Origin of the sequence: Paenibacillus sp. FSL R5-0749, assembly GCF_038595085.1 — a bacterium.
Lineage (GTDB): Bacteria > Bacillota > Bacilli > Paenibacillales > Paenibacillaceae > Paenibacillus.
The window spans coordinates 4867515-4886594 of record NZ_CP152005.1 but is presented as its reverse complement, the minus strand read 5'-3'; the positions used below and the strand labels follow the sequence as shown (position 1 = coordinate 4886594).

The window sequence follows — 19080 nt, the reverse complement described above, 5'->3', positions numbered from 1 at the left end:
GAACCGGTTGTGCGGGCAGATGTCATCGCTATCTAAGTGTTCATATCCGTGTTATCTAAGTGTTCGTATCCGTTAATGCGGGTATGTTGATCTCTTTCACACAGGCCGCCTTGGATAAGCTGATAATACATCGAACGACGGCGACCATATCCTGTAAGGGAATACGGGTCCCGTCATACTCGGCGAGTGCACGTTCCATTCCGTCTTCATAAGGAATCTCTGCCGCCAGTTCTCCCGGATTGATACATGTCACCGCGATGCGGTCCTCTCTCGTATGCTCTCTTAGAGCTTCCGTAACACCCCGTATGGCAAATTTGGAGGCGACAAATGAAACCTGGCTGTTGCCTGCATTGCTCAAACCGGCTGTTGAACCGATCAGGATGATCTTGCCTGCCTCTGACTGGCGAAGATGAGGCAGTAAAGCCTGTATACATACAATCGTTGAGGTCACATTCACATGAATAAGTTGACTGATATCTGCGGGTTCATCCCGATCAAACGTATAGTGCTCTTCAAATCCTTCCTTCTCCCAGATCCCCACGTTATAAATAAGCACATCCAACGTCTCGCCTTGAAGCTGGTTGGCAATATGCTCCGCGGCCTGAAGTTCGGAAAGATCGGCCTGAATCCATATTCGCTGGACGCCATCCTCTACGTTCAGACTTTCCGGTTTGCTGCGGGAAACCACCCAGACTTTATCACCGGACTGTGGCACACCTCTAACGAATGCGTCACCCAATCCCTTGCTTGCACCAAAAACAATTATATTTTTCATACGGAACACTCCTTGTTGAATAGCATTTAGTGAATATACATTAATCTATATCTTACTATAGAGGTGATGTATGGAACATGAAGTTTGAATGAGGTATGCTTCATCCTTGGCATAGGAAAAACCACCCCTGTCCCGCAAGAACGGGAGAGAGGTGGTTGAACAGATCGTGATGACATTAATGGTAAAGTTTTAACTCGGCAATGGACCACCACCACTCGGGAGTGTCCGCGGTCAAAACCATTTTGATGTATCGCGCGGTTTGTTTGGAGAACGTATGTGAAATGACGGGTTCTGTTCCCAGGACTTCCGTAACTCCATTCCAGTGCTCGCCATCATCAGAAGTGAATAACTGGAAACTGCGAGCATAATCGTTACTGCTGCTCCCCGAATCCATGGTCAAGCGGCTGAAGCTCTGCTTGCTTCCCAGATCAATCTGGACCCATTGATCGGCATGTTGACCAGATGAAGAGGTCCAGCGTGAATTCAGATCGTCGTCGAGCATCGCCACAACATCTCCAGAGGTGGAGGCAGTCGCTGTCCATGATGTTCGATCCAGTTCAGCAGGTAGCAGATGATCCAGTTCCCCGGATATCCAGGGTGTCTGATCAGCAGTATAGACCTCTAATTCAGCTACGGACCACCAATGAGAATCAGTACCCGTCTGTACGACCTTAATATAACGTGCTTTATGTGATGCAAAGGGGATAGAAAGCAGCGGATATGATCCTTCACCCGAAGCCAGGGCTTCCCCCCATTGCTCTCCATCCAGGGAAGTAAATACTTCATAACCGCGAGCAAAGTCTTCCCGGCTGTGCGCGCTGTCCAGCACAATCCGATTCACTGGCTGCGAGGCCCCCAGATCAATCTGAATCCATTCGCCGCCTGTTTGAGTCTGACCGGAGGTCCAGCGTGTTTGGTCCGAGCCGTCGAGTATAGCCGCTGCATCGTCTCCGGAAGAAGTGGTCACGGACCAGCCGTCTGGCAGCAACCGCTTTTGTTTGCCCGTTCCATTATGATGAATAAACAACTCGGAGATAGACCACCATTGATCGGAATTCCCGATCTGTACCACCTTCACATAACGTGCCTGCTGTTCAGGGAAGGTGATGGACATGCGTCCAGGCGTGCCTTCGCCGCCTGCAATGGACGTGCCCCAGTGTTCGCCGTCATCCGAGACATAGATCCGATACTGTCTCGGATAGTCGTCTTTCGCATGACCCGGGTCCAATTCTATGGCATCGAAAGAACTCTTTTGGCCAAGATCAATGGTAATCCATTGTCCTTCGATTTGTTTCCTCCCATTGGTCCATAGGGTATTTGAACTTCCGTCCAGCATATTGGCCGTCACATCTGCTCCTTGAGTAGAGGAGGCGGTTACGATCCATGAAGAGCGATCTGGAAGCGATACAGGCTGTGGGAGGTCCGGTGTTGCTTCAAGTTTACCAAATCGGGCAAGCTTGAGTTCAGAGATAGACCACCAGCTGTCCGCAGAGGAAGTCAATACGATCTTGACATAACGGGCGGTTTGCATGCCCAATTCCACGGACAGACTTGGAGATGTTCCAGCGCCCTCTGCGATAGGCTGGGCCCAGTTCTCGTTATCTTTGGATACGTAGATTTCGTACCCGTGAGCATAATCACCGCCGTTGTTGCCGGAGTTCATGAATACCGTATCCATAGACTGTTCGCTTCCCAGATCAATATGCAGCCAATCGCCGGGCTGCTGGATCTGTCCGGATGACCAGCGTGTAGTCAGATCACCGTCGACCATGCGCTCTACCGGCTCTGAACTGGAGGATGCCGTAATGGTCCATTGGCTCCGATCGAGATAGACTACACCCTGAGAGGCATCCGGCTGTTTAACAACGGAATGTTCCAGCGGGTTAACCTTTACTTGCGCTTTGGCATAAACGGTAGCCGAACCCAAAGCGCCATTGGCATTGTAGAAATGCACTGTTTTGACAGTGTCGGACGGATTCCAGATTTGCGCTGTATAGACGCCGTCTTTTTCGTACACGGTTGCTGCCGGATCATCTGCCCAGATTTCCATCGTGCGTGTTCCTGTAGAAGCCATGCTGTGCATGAACCAGTACGCGTTAAAGACTTCATTTTGCTGCATCTCGCTCGTATTCCATTTGGCTAGAGCACCTTGCGGGTCTCCAATGGACTGGAACGGCCAGATAATATGTTGCCATGTGCGCTCCTGCTGACCGCCCAGATCCTTGATGAGACCATTGTAGAGAGCCTTGGTATTCTGCGGATCACGTCCATAATAGGTCATCCATTCCGCTGGCGGCAGCCAGTGAATACCGTAAATGTGCTCGGCTTCATTCGAGAAGTACGTTCCATACAGGTAGGCACTGCCGTACACATGACCTACCGTAGCATGTTGGTAATCCTCCAGCCAGTTATCCCCGTCATAATTAAACCAGTATTGCTCGGCAGCCTTTTCTTCAGTTACGAAACCCCAGATTCCGGTGTCGCGGTAGGCTTTGTTGCCTGTCACCTCACCCCACATATATTGTCCGACCCAACTAAAGAGGGCTTCACCTGCCGCCTCCTGGTTATTCCCGCTGCGATTATCGGCGTAACCACCCGCCCAGGAGTGACCTGCGTACGCATCAAAATTGCGAAGCCTTGGAAACTGATCATCTGTCCGTGAAGGATTGGCATAGTCCCGAATCAGAAGGTCAACCATGTCGCCGTAATCTTGCAAAAATGCTTGGTCATATGTGGCCAGTACAGCCGATGCAAAAACGTAATAGCCGTAGGTAAAATGATGATCTGTCAATCCGGTATTAACACCAAATCCACTACCGTAAGGGAAAATGGTTCCCCACTCATCCGAATAATAAAAATAATACGAGTGCAAAGGTTCATCCGGCGAATAAGTATACCAATCTGTCAAAATGTTTCGAAGCAGGGACAGATAGTGGTCTCGCCTTACCGTATCTCCGATCTGGTCGCTGATGAGTACACCCAGCGCAAGCGGATGAAGCTTTTTCCCTTGCCAGTAAGGATCCTCGCTCATCAGATTGCCTGCCGTATCCGCGTCAAGCTGATCCAGATAGCTGATTAATTGTGCACGCGAGTAGGTCGGATCATCCGGCTCTACAAACTGCGGAATAATGCCATAGAATCGATCCTGTGTCGTAAACGTATTGCCTTCACTTACTTTCATCATGCCGCGAATGGAAGGGTAAGCAAGCTCCGTTAACGGAGTAGTCGCCAGTTTCCATTGGTGCGGGAACAAGGCCATGAGTGTCTCGGAGGAAAAGCCTGCCCGTTTCGTCTGGGTTACCGAGTTGAAGGTAGTCGTTACCAGTGAAGTGCTCTCGTTATAATTGTAGTCCACTTGGGTATCGGTAACAAAGGCGTAGGCGTGCTGGTAATAATAAGGCAGCTCTGCCGCGGACGGCAGGGTAGCCAGTGAAAGATAGTTTTCGCTCTGGCCCAGCTTGATCTTGATCGTATTACCAAGTTTCATAAATACGGTTCCTTCAGGTGCAAAGATCCCGTAATTTCTTTTAAAGGTCTGAGGCTTGGGCGCTCTGTCCTGATTGGTTATTTCAACGCCGATATGATCGGCCGTCAGTGATTCTCCATCCTTCAGAACAATTTCACGGTTCTGATCATCGAAGAGACGTGTGATGTTGGGCGAACGAACAATAATGGTATCTGGGTTATCGAAGGTGTTGTACAGGAAAGGGGAACCCTTCACAAACGTGGTGTTCATTTTGGCCGTTTCGTCATCACTCATGATGATCGTTGCGGAATAATCTCCATATCCCGCCACCTTGGTATTGACCTCCGCCGGATTCATATTGCTGGTGGTCATGATCAGATCCGGTTCCCCGTCAGCGTCCATAGAACCGCCATCAGCCGAAACGTAACCAGCTCCGGGGTTCAGAAGTTGAAGTCCTTGTTTGGTATATCTGCTTTTGAGTGGGAGTGTGACCAGACTGTTGCCATCCCCCAGATCAGATACAAGAATAGACTGCCACCAGTCATTGGAAGGGAGAGGCGCCGTAATATCAGCCGTACGATTTTTCGGATTTTTCGGCTGCAGCATCGTGATGTCATTTACAGCGTAACTGCCGGAACCCATCTGTACGGATGACGGTTCAGGGATATTCGGAATGGTATGCACAGGTTTGGCATCACCTTCGATATACTCGTAGACATCAAATGCGTACAGGGAGTATCCATTGGTTGTTCCTCTGCCAAGTCCGGCCAATTTCACATACCGTGCTTCGGCGTATACCGGAATTTCATCCCGTCCACCGTTGCTGTGCAATTCCCGGTACAATGTAGTCCATTGCTGTGCGTCATTGGATACTTGAATATCATATGCACGTCCGAAAGCGTTTTCCCATTGCAGGGATACGTTCCCGATTTCCCGGATCAGTCCAAGGTCTACAACAATCCATTCCTGATCCTTGTAGATGGAAGACCAGCGTGTATCTGGATTGCCATCCGTTACATTCCGAGCTTCGTAATTCTTTTTTTCCATTTTGGCTTTATCCTCGGCTGAACGGCTAGGCTCATCAATTTCTTCCGAAGACGCTGTAACCGGTTGTCCAAGTGCAAGGTTCATGGCTGCTGGTTTGGGAGGTGGATTTGCTCCGCCCGTCCCGTATACATTGAATTCGTATACAGAGATGCCATAGGCTTGCTGTGCTCTTTGATGGCTGAACAAGCGCACATATCGTGCCTCTGCTGTGACCTCAATTTCGTTCAGGCCGCCTTGCCCCTTTGTTGTGGAGTAAACAGACTGCCAATGGACTTCGTCGTTGGATACTTCCAGATCAAAGCTGGAAGCATACGCATTTTCCCACTCGATGGAGATGCCCGAGATGGAGGCCACCGCGCCTAAGTCAACATAGATCCACTGCGGATCTTGCTGCCATATGCTTTCCCAGCGGGTGTTTTTGTTGCCGTCAACCACATGGTCTGCCGTATTGCCGCCCAGAGATGAGGAACTGTACACCGGCCGGTTCAGGGATAACAGATGATGTTCCTCATCTGCGGCGTGCACTTTTGAGATTGGCCACAGCGGGATGCTGCTAATCAATAACAGAACAGATAACATCAAGTTGATGTAGCTGTGGCGTGTGTTTCCTTTTTGACTCGTTCTTACCTTCATATGACTCTCCTTCTCCTTTGTTAGCCCTTTCCATCTCACCAGATAGAGCTTATCTTTTTCCCTTACTCGCTACCGTATGTATCATTCTGTTCTCCCGTGTTGCATTTGTGAGATGTGAATCCAATGCTCAACACGGGATATTCAGGTGCCCCAATGTGTATATCGATCATTTGGTCTGGAATATAAAGGTTTTTTAATCGTTTTCGTGGAAAAGGAGACATATGTCCTACATAATGTATGGGGAATGTGCAACTGTGAAATCAAGACTCGGGCTGGTTGTTTTCCAATAATACAACGTCTTCGCCCCGCTGCTGTCTGAGAGCAATATTGTCCCTTCCCCAAGTACACATGACATCCACGATGGTATTGGCGGTAACGCCGTACTCTGTAAGTCCATATTCCACTTTGGGAGGCATCTGCTGGTAGACATGTCTGGTGACAAGGCCGTCCCGTTCCAGCTCGCGCAATTGTTGAATTAACACTTTTTGCGAAATGCCGGGGATGCTTCGCTCTAATTCGCCCGTTCTCTTTACCCCGGACATCAACAAACAGATGATCAAGGCTTTCCACTTGCCGCCTATAATTTCGAGCGTTGCTTCAATGCCCAGATTGTATTGCTTCATCCTGATTCACCTCAGTTTTTTACGTGTTTTATAGGGTGTAACTATTTATTTTCTCACGGTTCTGACACGGAAGTCCATACACACTTTGAGGTAAGTACCTTACTTCATTGTGTGTATTTTCTTTTGACTGGATGTGGCCGATAATGGTCCATATTCAAGTATAGAAACCAACACCCTGGAAGGGAAGAGAGGAACTTATGATGAAAACACTTGTTATTCTGGCACATCCCGATATGAAAAGTTCGAGAGTCAATCGTCGCTGGAAGGAGGAGTTGCTGCAGTATACAGATGATATTGCTCTTCACGAATTATATACGACCTACCCCGATTGGAAGATTGATGTAGCCCAAGAACAAGAGTTGCTGGAGACGCATGATCTTATTGTGTTGCAGTTCCCGTTATATTGGTACAGTTACCCACCGCTGTTGAAAAAATGGTTTGATGATGTGTTCACCCATGGATGGGCGTACGGATCGAAAGGGAATCGATTGAAGGGAAAGCGAATGGGACTGGCGATCTCCATAGGGGATAAACAGGAGAATTATGCGAAAGATGGTTCTATCGGTTACAGCGTTGAGGAACTTGTTGCACCTTTCATAGCAAGCATGAATCATGTAGGGGCTCAGGCGGTGCCACAATATGCAGTCTATGGTGCCTCATTCCAGGCCTCCGATGAAGAGATTAACCGAAGTGCTGAAGGATACATGCGTTATATAAAACAGCACCGGACTTTTTGAATTTAAAAGGTGAATATTCTCATAAGAAATGTATTGAAAAGAACCTGGCTCCACACATGATGGAGTTCCAGGTCCTGATCGATAACTGAATAAAATCACATTTATTCTACGCGGAAATAATCGAAATCTGCATACCCTCCGGTAGACTTCGTTGCATAATTGAATAGTGCAAACCGGTATCCCATAAAGTGTGGCAGTGTGTAAGACATTTGAAGTGTATTGCCAAGGGATATCCAGTTGTTGCCATCCAGACTATAAGCAAAGTAGGCTTTGTCTGTCTGGTTCGTAAAATCACAGATGACGCGGAGATAGATTCTGTTCTGGTTCAATGGCACCGTTGCTACCTCGGTCATGGTGCCGGAACTGGCATTGGCCATAACGATGGATTTGGTGCTGCCCGTCATCTTTACGCCGACAAAGCCGTATCTGGCCTGAAAAGCAGCGAGTCCAGCATAATCACCATCCTTCATGCCTGCTGTATCCAAAGCGGTAATGCCCGTGCTTTTTGGACCAAAGGTTCGTTGTGTCAGTGTGTTGCGGGCTTCCAACAGGTTTTTGCTGATTTTGCCTGCGGTTAGACGCATGAAACCGGGTCGCTGGAGCAGGGACCAATTGGCAGCATCGGGGTTATGATTCCATTGCCAGTATGGAGCCAGACTGGATGTGCCGGTAGATGAATTGCTTGTCAGTGAGACGTCATCTACATAAAATGCCATCAGATCATTGGTCGGGTCCGGATTCGAGTTATACGGTGTTTCCACAAAAATAAAGCTTTGGGACAGGTCTGCGTTCGATGGAACAGTATACGTACCCTGAAGGGTGCCCCATTGTCCGCGGGTTAGCGTTGCACTGCCCATAATGCTAATTCCGGTATAACTTGCACCGTTCTGGATGCTAAGATTGAACGTTTTGGTTGCGGGACCAGCGGTGTATTTGATCTTAGCCGAAAAAGAGTACGTTTCCCCTGGTAACAGCTTACCTGTAACCATCTGTTTGGCACCGCCTGCTGTCTGCTGTCTGCCGCTGACGAGCAGGCTTTTGGTACCGCTAAACGCTTCGGCATTCGTTAAGCTGATGGTTGCTGTATTGTTGCTGGTCCACGGCTGAATGGTGCTGTCCTCAAAGCCGCCGTTCACTAACAGTTGCGTTACTGAGGGTGTACCTGATGTGGTTGCGTTGAACTCATCCGACCCGTAGATTTTGGCAGCAGGCTGACCTTCAACGGGCATATTCATGTTAAGAGGAACCTTACCGTTCACCCCAAACACAGGCCAGTTATCCGACCATGTCACCGGCACCAGATAGGGAATGCGTCCAACAGCCCCGCTATCTCTGAACAGCAAGCCGTACCATGCACCGGATGCGGTATCCACGATGCCTCCTTGGGCAATGCCCGAGTCTCGTAGTACAACTTTACCTGTGTATGGCCCTGTCAATGTGTTTGCACGATAGGAAAGCTGAATGCGACCATCACCCGAAGGCCAGGCAATCAGGAATACATAGTACATGCCGTTGATCTTCTGAATATGTGCTCCTTCTGCCTTTACAATCATGTTAGAACCAGCTATACTGCTCGCGTTTGGAATCAGAACCTGATTCAGCCCTCCGGCCTTGACGGCCTTCGCATCAGGTGTCAGCTCAATGATACTGATGTTATCACTGCCATGAACAAGAAAGGTTCGATTCCCGTCAAACAAGAGGGAGGGGTCATGGTAATAACTGTTCAGTGTGTAAGGTGTCCATGGGCCTGTTTCGATATTGCTGGTCTGATAAATATATGTCTTGCCCGTGGAAAGTGAGCCAAAAGCCACATAATATATCCCATTGTTGTACCGCAAGCTGCTTGCCCAGGAACCGCGCCCATACTCGTTTTGTCCGTTGTTCAGATTTTGTATATCCCCGTTTCCAAGCGTATCATACACATAGTTTACGATGCTCCAGTTGACCAGATCATAAGACTTCATCACAGGTACACCCGGATTCATATGCATCGTTGTGCTGGTCATATAGAAGGCATTGCCCACCCGGATGACATCACTGTCAGGAACATCCGCATAAATGACCGGATTGCTGAACGTTGATGCGGAAGCGGTAGGACTTGTCGTTGACAGCGATGCCACAAGTAACGGAAGAGAGAGCAGAAGCGTACAGATTTTTTTCCACATAACTTGTCCTCCCCAGTCTATCTTGACCTTTGTGTTATTGAGAGTGTTCAAGATAATCAATATAAGCATCCCACGTGCCATTATCCGTTGTTACGACCAGCTTGACTTCCTGATTGCCTGTAGCATGTGTGATGTTCGACAGGGTCTGTACGGTCGGTTGTGTACCGGTAAAGTAGAATGAACCCGCCGTTACACCCCCGATGACAAGATCCACACGTGCCGTCTCATTGTTGTTGGAAGCACCGCGGACAGAGAAATGATGGGTTGGGAAAGCATAATATTGATTGTATGCTGCATAATCATTGTTGGCGTAGAGTGCTACTCCATTAAAAGGGGAGCTGATCACACCGGCATATTGACCGCCAAGTGTCATGCTTTCCGTTTCGATGCGAGTAACGGACGGGTTAGGATTGGGGTTGGGGTTGCCACCCGAACCGGATGTAAACTGCCAGTAATCCAGTTTGAACAGGTTTCCATTACCTGAGCCTGTAAACACCAGATACAAACGATGTACGCCCGTAGCGTTGGTTACATTGGTCTCCATCTCGCGCCACGTTTGCGCACCGCCGGTTGAGCTTACATTAAGTGTTCCAACCAGAGGACCTGTCGGACTGTCCAGTCGTACCTCGATGTTGCCATTTCCGGTAGAAGCGACATTAGCCTTGAATTTGGAGGCTCCAGCTGATCCAAAATCCACATTGCCGACCGCGATCCAATCTCCATTATGAATATTAGTGACATTCTGATTGGCTACAGGTCCACCGCTCGCTTGACTCGGCTCAGTGTTAATGCCTGCTTGCCAGCCAATGGTTTCCGCTTCCACCCGGACATACGGGTTGAGGTTGGTCGTTTGGGATACACCAGTCATGTTACCCTGCACTTCCTGGATGGTGCCATCCGCGTTGTGGGTCAGCTTGTTAATGTGGGTGGAACGGTACCCTTTGCCATCCCCGAGGAATGCCTTACTTACTGTTTGTGCATGGTATGCCACATACCATTCGTTGTTGAACTGGAATACGGCATGGTGGTTATTGCCGCCTACACCGAAGAACGTACCGGGATTTTTCAGAAAGTGGCCTTTATACGTAAAAGGGCCCATTGGGCTGTCGCTGACCATGTATCCGATCTCACCTTTTGGATATGCAGCGGGATGTGTTCCCGCGAAGTTGATGCAGTAGGAGTAGTAATATTTGCCGTTATACTTATGAATACCGGAATCTTCGAACATATAAGGAGAATCAATCGTAACGGCACTGCCCACCACGCTGATCATGTCGGCACCGAGACGAATGACCCGAGCTGTTTTGGGATTGGCAATGGAAGCAGCATTGGTATCGTTCGGAATACCCCCTCCAGCATACAGGTAAGCAGAGCCATCATCATCGACAAGTACAGCCGGATCAAAGAGCCAGGTTACACCTGACATACCTGGTGTTCCGTGCGTCAAGAGGGCACGTCCGATTGGGTCGGACCAAGGACCGATGGGGGAATCCGCTGTGAGTACCCCAATACCTCCGCCCGAGTTGGCAAAATACAGGAAAAATTTCTCTTTGCCAGCAATAGTTTTCTTCGCCATGGCAGGAGCCCAGGATTGGGTAGCCCATTTGGCAATACCTTGTCCATTATTGGCATTATTCGCACCCGCTACAGGGATGGAACCATGGTCTGTCCAGTTCACCATGTCAGCTGAAGAGATGACGTTAATTTTCCCGATGGTGCTGTACTGGTTCTCTCTGACAGAACCGTCACTGTTGTACAGATATGCATCACCTGTCATGTAGACATAGACGCGATTGTTATGGACGAGCACATAAGGGTCAGCTCCAAGTTTGTGATCGATGAGAGGATTGGAATTTCCAGGAAGTTTGGCTACAGCTGCATTGGCTGCATGGCTTGATTCAACGGGTAGGGTGACAAAGATTAGCAGACACGCCAACAATAAAACTAGCGGTTTACGGATCATACATTTCGCCTCCATGAGATTGGATTAGTGGTGATCGAAAGTTAGAATAGCAGAGATGATGAAATGCTGAAAAAATGAAGAGATGTCCCTCATGTCACCCCCTTTTTGAATAGTTGTTAGGTTATGTCATGCTGTTATATATGGTTTAAGCCAAGCGACCTGTACACCGTGTGCGTGGTCACGGGGATAAGGGAATGGCTATAACCCAAAGTAAGCCTGCATCTGTGTGTGGGATTAGAAGTGCTATAATCTGTCAGGTTTCTTTTTGTAATCGCTTTCAATAAAATGGGTTAGAACTGGAATTTGGCGAAAAAAGAGATTTGACCACATTTAAATGTAATTATTTTTCATATTTTCTTTTAAATGTTTATTAACTTGACGATATCATATCACAATTTTAAGATAATACAATCTTTTTCTATGTTGAAGTAGAGGATGAAGAAGAACATTACTCTCTCGCTAGAATTAAAACGGATGGATAAGCTTTAAATGAGTTCATAATCTCATGAAATAAACACAGATTATATAGACACGTCTTAAGCAGCGGCCGTTTCCCTGTCAATGAATGGGGAGTCGGTCGTTTTTTTGCTGGAATCGAGTTGGGTTATCAGACCAAAGACTCGCCCACTTGTTGCTCGACTTTTACGAGTATCAATCGTTTGCTGTTGTGCCTGTTCATTCATTGCATAGAATCACGGGTTGTACAGGGTTGTTGTTTATTGACAATGGTGAACTTGCCCCCTGTGTTTTGTCCACACCGTTGGTTTTGTTCTTGAATATTACTATCAAGTGAGCTTATGCCAAAACCTGCTAGAGTATGAGGTTCATAAAAAGGTGGGATGGGGAAAAATGTCTATTTTATCAACAGGTCCGATAGAAAACAACCCGGTTTCTGGACTTAGACCGACACAACGGGTAACGATTCGATTGGTAAGTCAGACTGATGTGGATTCTGTAACAGTATCCATTCAGGGTTATGTGCTAAGCACAACCAGAACACTGTATGTAAGTGAAGTGATTAGTGTAGCCCCTAACGAAGCAGTGACGAGAGATTATTTTGCAGATTTAGATGCGTTTGAGTTTGTTTTTGGAACGGATGTGGCAGGTGTGGAGGAAGTGGGGATTTCCGTGTGGGGCAAACAAGCTTCCGGACAATTGGTTGATGCACACCGGGTGGTGGAGCACGAGGAAACAGTTCAAAACACTTAGGAAAAAAGATATCCCAATCCCATGAAGAGGAGATGTAGCGATGAGCTTTTTATCAACAGGGCCGATAGAAAATAATGCGGTTAGTGGTGTAAGACCGACTCAGACAGTTACAGTCAAGATCGATAACCGCAGTAATGTGGCTACCTCAACCATACAAATACAAGGGTATTACATGAGTGGTGGAATGAGAGTTCTGTATATCAGTGAGACTTTTGACCTTGCACCCAATCAGGTAATAACTAACAACTACTTTGCCAATCTGGATGCCTTCGAGTTTACTTTTACAACAACAGCGACGATTAATGATCCTGTTCAAGTATCCGTATGGGGTAAGAGCAGCACAGGCTCTTTGGTAACAGCCCACCGTTTGGTTTCTTCTGAATTGCTAGGCGAAATCCCGAGCATTACTGGGGCAACCGGAGCAACAGGAGCAACGGGCACCGCAGGTACGACTGGAGCAACAGGAGCGACAGGCACCGCAGGTACGACTGGAGCAACAGGAGCGACAGGCACCGCCGGTACAACCGGAGCTACTGGAGCGACAGGTACAGCAGGTACAACTGGAGCAACAGGAGCAACGGGCACCGCCGGTACAACCGGAGCCACAGGAGCGACAGGCACCGTAGGTGTAACCGGAGCCACAGGAGCGACAGGCACCGTAGGTGTAACCGGAGCCACAGGAGCAACAGGTACAGCAGGCGTAACCGGAGCTACCGGAGCAACAGGCACCGCAGGTACGACTGGAGCAACCGGAGCGACAGGCACCGCCGGTACAACCGGGGCTACTGGAGCGACAGGCACCGCAGGTACGACTGGAGCAACAGGAGCAACAGGAGCAACAGGTACAGCAGGCGTAACCGGAGCTACTGGAGTGACAGGTACAGCAGGTACAACCGGAGCTACTGGTGCAACGGGCACAGCAGGTACAACTGGAGCTACTGGTGCGACAGGTTCTGGAGCAATTATTCCTTATGCATCAGGACTTCCGGTTGCGTTGACTACGGTATTGGGCGGCCTTCTGAATACCTCCAGTTTAGTAGGTTTTGGCAACAGTACTACAGGCATCAGTGTTAGTGGCGGAGTTATTGATCTCACAGGCGCTGCTGGCACTTTGCTTAACTTCGCTTTCTCCGCATCGCGTACCGGAACGATTACTTCACTGGCTGCATATTTCAGCACGACAGCCGGACTGAGCTTGGTTGGATCTACAGTAACCATAACTGCACAATTATTCCGCTCCACTACACCGAATAACTCCTTTACAGCTGTACCTGGTGCATTGGTCACTTTGGCTCCCCCACTCACCGGAATTCTGGCACTGGGCACAATATCCAGCGGATTGACTACAGGACTGAGCATTCCGGTGGCCGCAGGTGACCGCCTGCTTATGGTCTTCTCGGCATCAGTAACAGCCGGTCTTGATGTAGCTACAACCGTGGCCGGATATGCAAGCGGCGGTCTGACCATCACTTAACGGAAAATTATATATCAAGTTGTTAGACAGGGGCCCTTGCCAGTATGGCGAGAGGTCCCTGTTTATATGTGAGCACATCGGTAACAGGATAGCTATAAAATGCTATCATAGATTATTATGACCGCTTTTTAGGACAGGTTGAAAACAGTCCTTCACTCTTAACCTACCCCAAGGATACGTATATAAAATTGGGTTGGGTGGGAGAACAGATAAGTCTGATGAGCGCCGTGTTCATAGTCTTCCAAAGGTTACGATTAATGCCAGAACCATAAAAAGGATATTCACGCCAAGCTCCCGATACTCACTGCGCCGAATATGAAACAACATCCCAAGAAATGCGACCGCTGCCAGAGCCATTGCGGCGATCGGCGTAAGCAGCGGAGCTATGTTCAGCGCCCACGGCAAAACGAGGCCCAGCGCTCCGAGCAGCTCCGCGATTCCGATCAGCACAACCAGACTTTTTGGCACATCATCGACCCAGGCCCACATCTTTCTTGATGACTCGATACGAATAGTTTTCATCCATCCCGAATATACGAAACCTGCCGCTAATATGATTTGTACGATCCATAACGTTATATCCATCGTTTCTTTACCCCTCACTTGTTCAATTTTGATGTCTGCCTCTATACTAAAGTGAGAAAGTCCAATCAGGAAGTAGGCACTTAAACCTAACCAGGTAACCAAAAGTATACCCTCGTATGACTAGAAAGTGAGGAATTCAGATGACGGTGTATTGCAAATTTGGAACGGCGCTGGATATTCTTACGGGCAAATGGAAATCTTTAATTCTTCTACGCCTGCTAAGCAATAGCACAATGCGGTTCAGCGAATTACAAAAAGCCATTCCCGATATTTCGAAAAAGATGTTAGCCCAGCAGTTGAAAGAACTGGAGTATCATGATATTGTGCATCGCGAAGTGTATGCGCAGGTTCCTCCAAAGGTTGAATACTCGATTACGGAGTATGGACAGCTCATGAAACCTGTGCTTCAGACAATGAGCGACTGGGGAGTAGGGCATATGCAGCATATGGATAAGCTCTACGGTAAAGGAGCCGAGGCAGGGGCAAACGAATCCGATCTTCAAAAAGTCGATTCCTTGCAGTAAACGTCTCGGTTCCATACAAATCACACGCCAAAAAGCCCGCAAAGATTGCGGGCTTTTTCTTTCCAGTCAATCATCTATCTGTGAATCTCGCCAGCAGATTTGGCACCTTGATTCTCAAGCCAAGGGATCAGTTCAACCCATCTATGTCGTTTGGCTGTGTCCAGTGGAGTCATTCCATCCCAGGTGGCTATCCAGTTCAGTTCGGCGCCTCGGTTAAGCAAGTATTCGGCTGTTTCTCTACGACCTCCATGGCAAGCACACCAGAAGGCAACGGTTACTACATCGGGTGGGGAAGAGGAGGTGCTTGCTCCCCAAGGATAACGTTCCGAGAGTTGGACGCCTTTGAAATGATCTTGTATGGCGTGAATATTTCCAAGGGCTGCCGCATGCCAAAGGGCAAAGGTCGCCCCGCGCTCAACCAAGCGTAGTGCTGCATCCCATTGCGCGAATGCAATAGCATCGTCCAGCGGTGTACCACCGGCGATCACCGCGCCAGGCGCTTCAATGTCTGCGCCAGCATCCAGAAGGGCATCGAGCACTTGAACGTCATTGGAGCTTGCAGCCCAATGCAAAGGTGTCTCGATATGTGGACCGACAAAAGGAGCATTCAAGTTCGCTCCAAACTTGGTTAATAATCGCACCGTATCCGCTCCATGAGGGAAGTGCCCCGGCCAATCCGTAACCACGTGCAGCAGCGTTCGAGAGATACTAGAATCCGAGTCTATGTTGTTAGGCTTTCTTTCCAAGATTCTTATATTTTCCAATCCCGGATTCTCTGCCAGCAGTTGCTGTAACGATGGGATATCTCCAGTATGAATGGCCTGAATAACGCTCACGGCAAGTCGTTCATCTTCGTAAATAAATTCCATCCTCAAATCTCCTTCCAGAGTTATATCCATATTCCTGTGTATGGTTCTTATCACATAAGCATCTGAACTGCGCATCTGGCATGATACTCCGCGAGACCTCTAGCGAATTGCTGATCGGGGAACTGTCTATGAAGCAGTTTCAGTCCTCCTGATATCAGGGACAAATGATGGCAAAATCGGTAAAATGTCATCCGCTCCGGGTCGAGATCATTATTTTTTAAGTGCTGATAAAAGTCTCCAAATCGAAACTCCAGAAAACTATGCTCATGTTCGAGATCGAAGAATCCTGCGCCCTCAATATCAATAAGACATGGTTGCATCGCAGAATCTATCCATATATGATCCGGACCTAGCTCTCCATGAATGAAACTATAGAGGTCTCTGGGCTGAATTGCTGCTTCCAATTCGGATAGTTTCTCAAGCAGCCTTTCTTCATTTTCTCTAATATCGGTCATGTGCCTGGATGCATAGGATAAGGCTGTTTCCGCATCGAACCGCTTGACTTTGTAGCAAGGCTCAGCCTTTTTTTGGTTATCGTTGGCGTTTCCATAAACGTTTCTTTGAATGTTATGCATATGAGTCAACATATCCCTGATCCGTTGAAACAACGCATCCCGATCTTTGGGATTGTTATGCTGGAAATAGGCTTCGGCCTTCTGTCCATCCACATACTCAACAAGAGCAAAATCATAACCGTACCGGCCTCTATCGTTATTCAGATCATACAAGGCTGGCGTTCGAATTCCATGTTGAGCGAGAAAGCGAGTGTTCAAAGAAAAAAGTTCGCTGCCATAGGCACTATGGAACTTGGGTTCATTCAAGATCTCTTCCTGAAAATAGTTGCTGGAAATATCCCAAACGTACAACAGGCAAGTGAACCCATTCTTGAAGTCCATTTTGTAAATGACTTTTTGTGCGCCTCCATGAACTCTTGCACACTGCGTCAAGTGGTAACCGTTACCAAATACATTGTACACATAATCCTGTAATTCTTCATGAGTAAGATGGTTGTTGGACATCATTGATTTATACTCCGTTTCATCTGTAGTTGCCGGCCAGCAATCTAAATATATAGAACATTTTTCCAAAAATATAGACTGTTTCTTTTCGATCTGTTAAAGTGTTGCTTAAGGTCTGTATATTCATATTTCATATGTATATCAAAGCAAGGGGCAGGGCACTCATATTCATGAGTAACCCGGCCCCTATTTTGCATTTTGCATGCAAGTTAACACTGTATTGACATCAACTTAGACACTTCGAATGTAACCACCGATTCTATACACTAAGTCCACCATCTACAGGCAAAACGACCCCGGTAACAAAAGAGGAATAATCACTAAGCAACCAAGCGGCTGCGTTCGCGATCTCAGCAGGTTCAGCCGGACGCCTGAGAGGTGTTTTAGCACTAATTTGTTCAACAATGTCAGGGTTAATAGAAACCCATTGCTGAATCATATCCGTCATTGTGGTTCCCGGAGCAATGGCATTAACACGGATACCTGCTGGCCCATATTCGACCGCAGCCGTTTGAGTTAGACTGTTTACCGCTCGTTTAGATGCCCCGTAAGCTCCCAATCCCGGATTCCCCTTTAGACTACCCACGCTGCTGGTGTTAACGATAGAACCTGACCCTGAAGTCTCCATCATAGCTTTAATCTGGGCTTTCATGCATAGCCAGACTCCTTTATAATTTACGGACTGAATCAGGTCGAAATCTTCTTCTCTTTCATCCACCAGCGATGATACCGTGACTCCGATGCCTGCATTATTAAAAGCAGCATCCAGACGGCCATATCGTTCCACTGTAGCCTTAACAGCTTCTTCAACGTTGCTTACATCTGACAGATCGGCTGTAAAATATGCTGCATCTCCGCCCGACGTCACAATCTCATCCCTGACTTTGCGCAACTCAGTCTCTGTTCTTGCGACGAGCATCACAGAAGCTCCTTGTTGTGCAAACAGCCTTGCTGCCTCAGCTCCAATGCCTCGCCCCGCACCTGTAATCATCACGATCTTGCTCGCCAACATTTGTCCTGTAATGGTTGTCATATTCATTCTCCTTGCCTGGTATTGTTGATCTCATCAACTGGCTTAAGTATACTTTGACTATTAAATGGTCACGAGAACCTGCTTGATGGTGGGTTTACGAGTGATAGGATAAGGGGGGAGCTTTTACTTGAACGACAGTGAGCGCCGGTTAGCGCTAGGTAATTTCTTAAGAGATTTACGCTCCTCTCTATCTCCCCTTGATGTCGGCCTTTTGCCTGGGAATCGTCGTCGAATACGAGGTTTGCGGCGAGAGGAAGTCGCCGGGATCGCGAACATAGGACTATCATGGTATACACGCCTTGAGCAAGGGCGTGATATCCGTCCGTCGGTAAGTGTACTGGAAAGCTTGGCTTCGGCACTCAAGCTGACACCCAATGAGCGAAGACATCTCTTTCTGCTTGCTGGAGAATCACTGCCTCCTCAATCGACTATTATTGAAGAGAAAATCAGCTCATCCATTCAGGACATGCTGAATGAATTGAATCCGAATCCGGCCTATGTCATCGGGAAAAAGTGGGATTTTCTTGCTTGGAATAAAGCGGCAGATGCTGTATTTACGATTAATAGGATATCACCTCCGCATGATTATAATTTGATATGGCGCCAATTTACGGATCCTGTGTGGAAAGAGGGATCGGAGGATTGGGAGAGTGTCTCGCAGAGAATGATTGCCGAGTTTAGAACGTCAAGAGCACGCTATCTTAACGATGATTCATTCGACAAGTTAATCGAAGATTTGAAGAGGACAAGTGCTGATTTTACGAGGATGTGGCAGTATCACGAGGTGCCAAGCTCCCTTGACGGTTACAAGAAGCTTGTGCACCCCACTTTTGGAGTTGTTGAGTTTGAGCATGTTACCCTACAATTTCCCAATGAACCAGATCAGCGAATCATGATTTATATGCCTCATCCAGAAACAAAATCTCGTTTAGAGCATTACTTCACGCACGAGTAGACA

At 47.9% G+C, this 19080-nt stretch carries 14 protein-coding genes; 5 read left to right on the top strand and 9 right to left on the bottom strand.

The features are described from left to right. Positions 1-55: 55 nt before the first annotated feature. From MKY85_RS21855 to MKY85_RS21845, 3 genes are all read right to left on the bottom strand, one after another. Entirely contained in the window at positions 56-775 is a 720-nt protein-coding gene (locus MKY85_RS21855) for an SDR family NAD(P)-dependent oxidoreductase (protein WP_342570740.1), read from the bottom strand. A 175-nt stretch (positions 776-950) separates the two neighbouring features. Further along, complete coding sequence (locus tag MKY85_RS21850) at positions 951-5921, bottom strand: discoidin domain-containing protein (protein ID WP_342570739.1); 4971 nt, start codon at positions 5919-5921, stop codon at positions 951-953. A 260-nt stretch (positions 5922-6181) separates the two neighbouring features. Beyond that, entirely contained in the window at positions 6182-6544 is a 363-nt protein-coding gene (locus MKY85_RS21845) for a helix-turn-helix domain-containing protein (protein WP_091013671.1), read from the bottom strand. Between the two features lie 200 nt (positions 6545-6744). Between MKY85_RS21845 and MKY85_RS21840 the strand changes: the two genes are divergently transcribed. Then, positions 6745-7281: an NAD(P)H-dependent oxidoreductase gene (locus MKY85_RS21840; RefSeq protein ID WP_342573454.1), complete on the top strand. Its 537-nt coding sequence runs from the start codon at positions 6745-6747 to the stop codon at positions 7279-7281. Positions 7282-7382: 101 nt separating this feature from the next. Here the strand turns inward: MKY85_RS21840 and MKY85_RS21835 are convergent, their stop codons facing one another. Further along, positions 7383-9446, bottom strand: coding sequence for a family 43 glycosylhydrolase (locus MKY85_RS21835; RefSeq protein ID WP_342570738.1), 2064 nt, complete (start codon positions 9444-9446; stop codon positions 7383-7385). A 34-nt stretch (positions 9447-9480) separates the two neighbouring features. Next, positions 9481-11409, bottom strand: coding sequence for a carbohydrate-binding protein (locus tag MKY85_RS21830; protein WP_342570737.1), 1929 nt, complete (start codon positions 11407-11409; stop codon positions 9481-9483). A gap of 849 nt (positions 11410-12258) precedes the next feature. On the opposite strand from MKY85_RS21830, the gene MKY85_RS21825 reads away from it, so the two are divergent. Next, positions 12259-12618, top strand: coding sequence for a hypothetical protein (locus MKY85_RS21825; RefSeq protein WP_342570736.1), 360 nt, complete (start codon positions 12259-12261; stop codon positions 12616-12618). Between the two features lie 40 nt (positions 12619-12658). Next, complete coding sequence (locus MKY85_RS21820) at positions 12659-14092, top strand: exosporium glycoprotein BclB-related protein (protein WP_342570735.1); 1434 nt, start codon at positions 12659-12661, stop codon at positions 14090-14092. Between the two features lie 231 nt (positions 14093-14323). On the opposite strand, the gene MKY85_RS21815 is transcribed toward MKY85_RS21820, so the two are convergent. Continuing rightward, positions 14324-14779 (bottom strand): DoxX family protein, encoded by a 456-nt coding sequence (locus tag MKY85_RS21815; protein WP_339236377.1) that lies wholly within the window; start codon positions 14777-14779, stop codon positions 14324-14326. 38 nt (positions 14780-14817) lie between these two features. On the opposite strand from MKY85_RS21815, the gene MKY85_RS21810 reads away from it, so the two are divergent. Beyond that, positions 14818-15201, top strand: a complete 384-nt coding sequence (locus tag MKY85_RS21810) for a helix-turn-helix domain-containing protein (protein ID WP_339236375.1) — start codon at positions 14818-14820, stop codon at positions 15199-15201. Between the two features lie 74 nt (positions 15202-15275). Here the strand turns inward: MKY85_RS21810 and MKY85_RS21805 are convergent, their stop codons facing one another. From MKY85_RS21805 to MKY85_RS21795, 3 genes are all read right to left on the bottom strand, one after another. Continuing rightward, on the bottom strand, positions 15276-16070 hold the full coding sequence (locus tag MKY85_RS21805) for an ankyrin repeat domain-containing protein (RefSeq protein WP_339236374.1): 795 nt from the start codon (positions 16068-16070) through the stop codon (positions 15276-15278). Positions 16071-16120: 50 nt separating this feature from the next. Next, positions 16121-17092 (bottom strand): aminoglycoside phosphotransferase family protein, encoded by a 972-nt coding sequence (locus MKY85_RS21800; protein ID WP_339236371.1) that lies wholly within the window; start codon positions 17090-17092, stop codon positions 16121-16123. A 256-nt stretch (positions 17093-17348) separates the two neighbouring features. Next, positions 17349-18122, bottom strand: coding sequence for an SDR family NAD(P)-dependent oxidoreductase (locus MKY85_RS21795; RefSeq protein WP_339236368.1), 774 nt, complete (start codon positions 18120-18122; stop codon positions 17349-17351). A 127-nt stretch (positions 18123-18249) separates the two neighbouring features. On the opposite strand from MKY85_RS21795, the gene MKY85_RS21790 reads away from it, so the two are divergent. Then, positions 18250-19077, top strand: coding sequence for a helix-turn-helix transcriptional regulator (locus tag MKY85_RS21790; RefSeq protein WP_339236366.1), 828 nt, complete (start codon positions 18250-18252; stop codon positions 19075-19077). Positions 19078-19080: the final 3 nt, after the last annotated feature.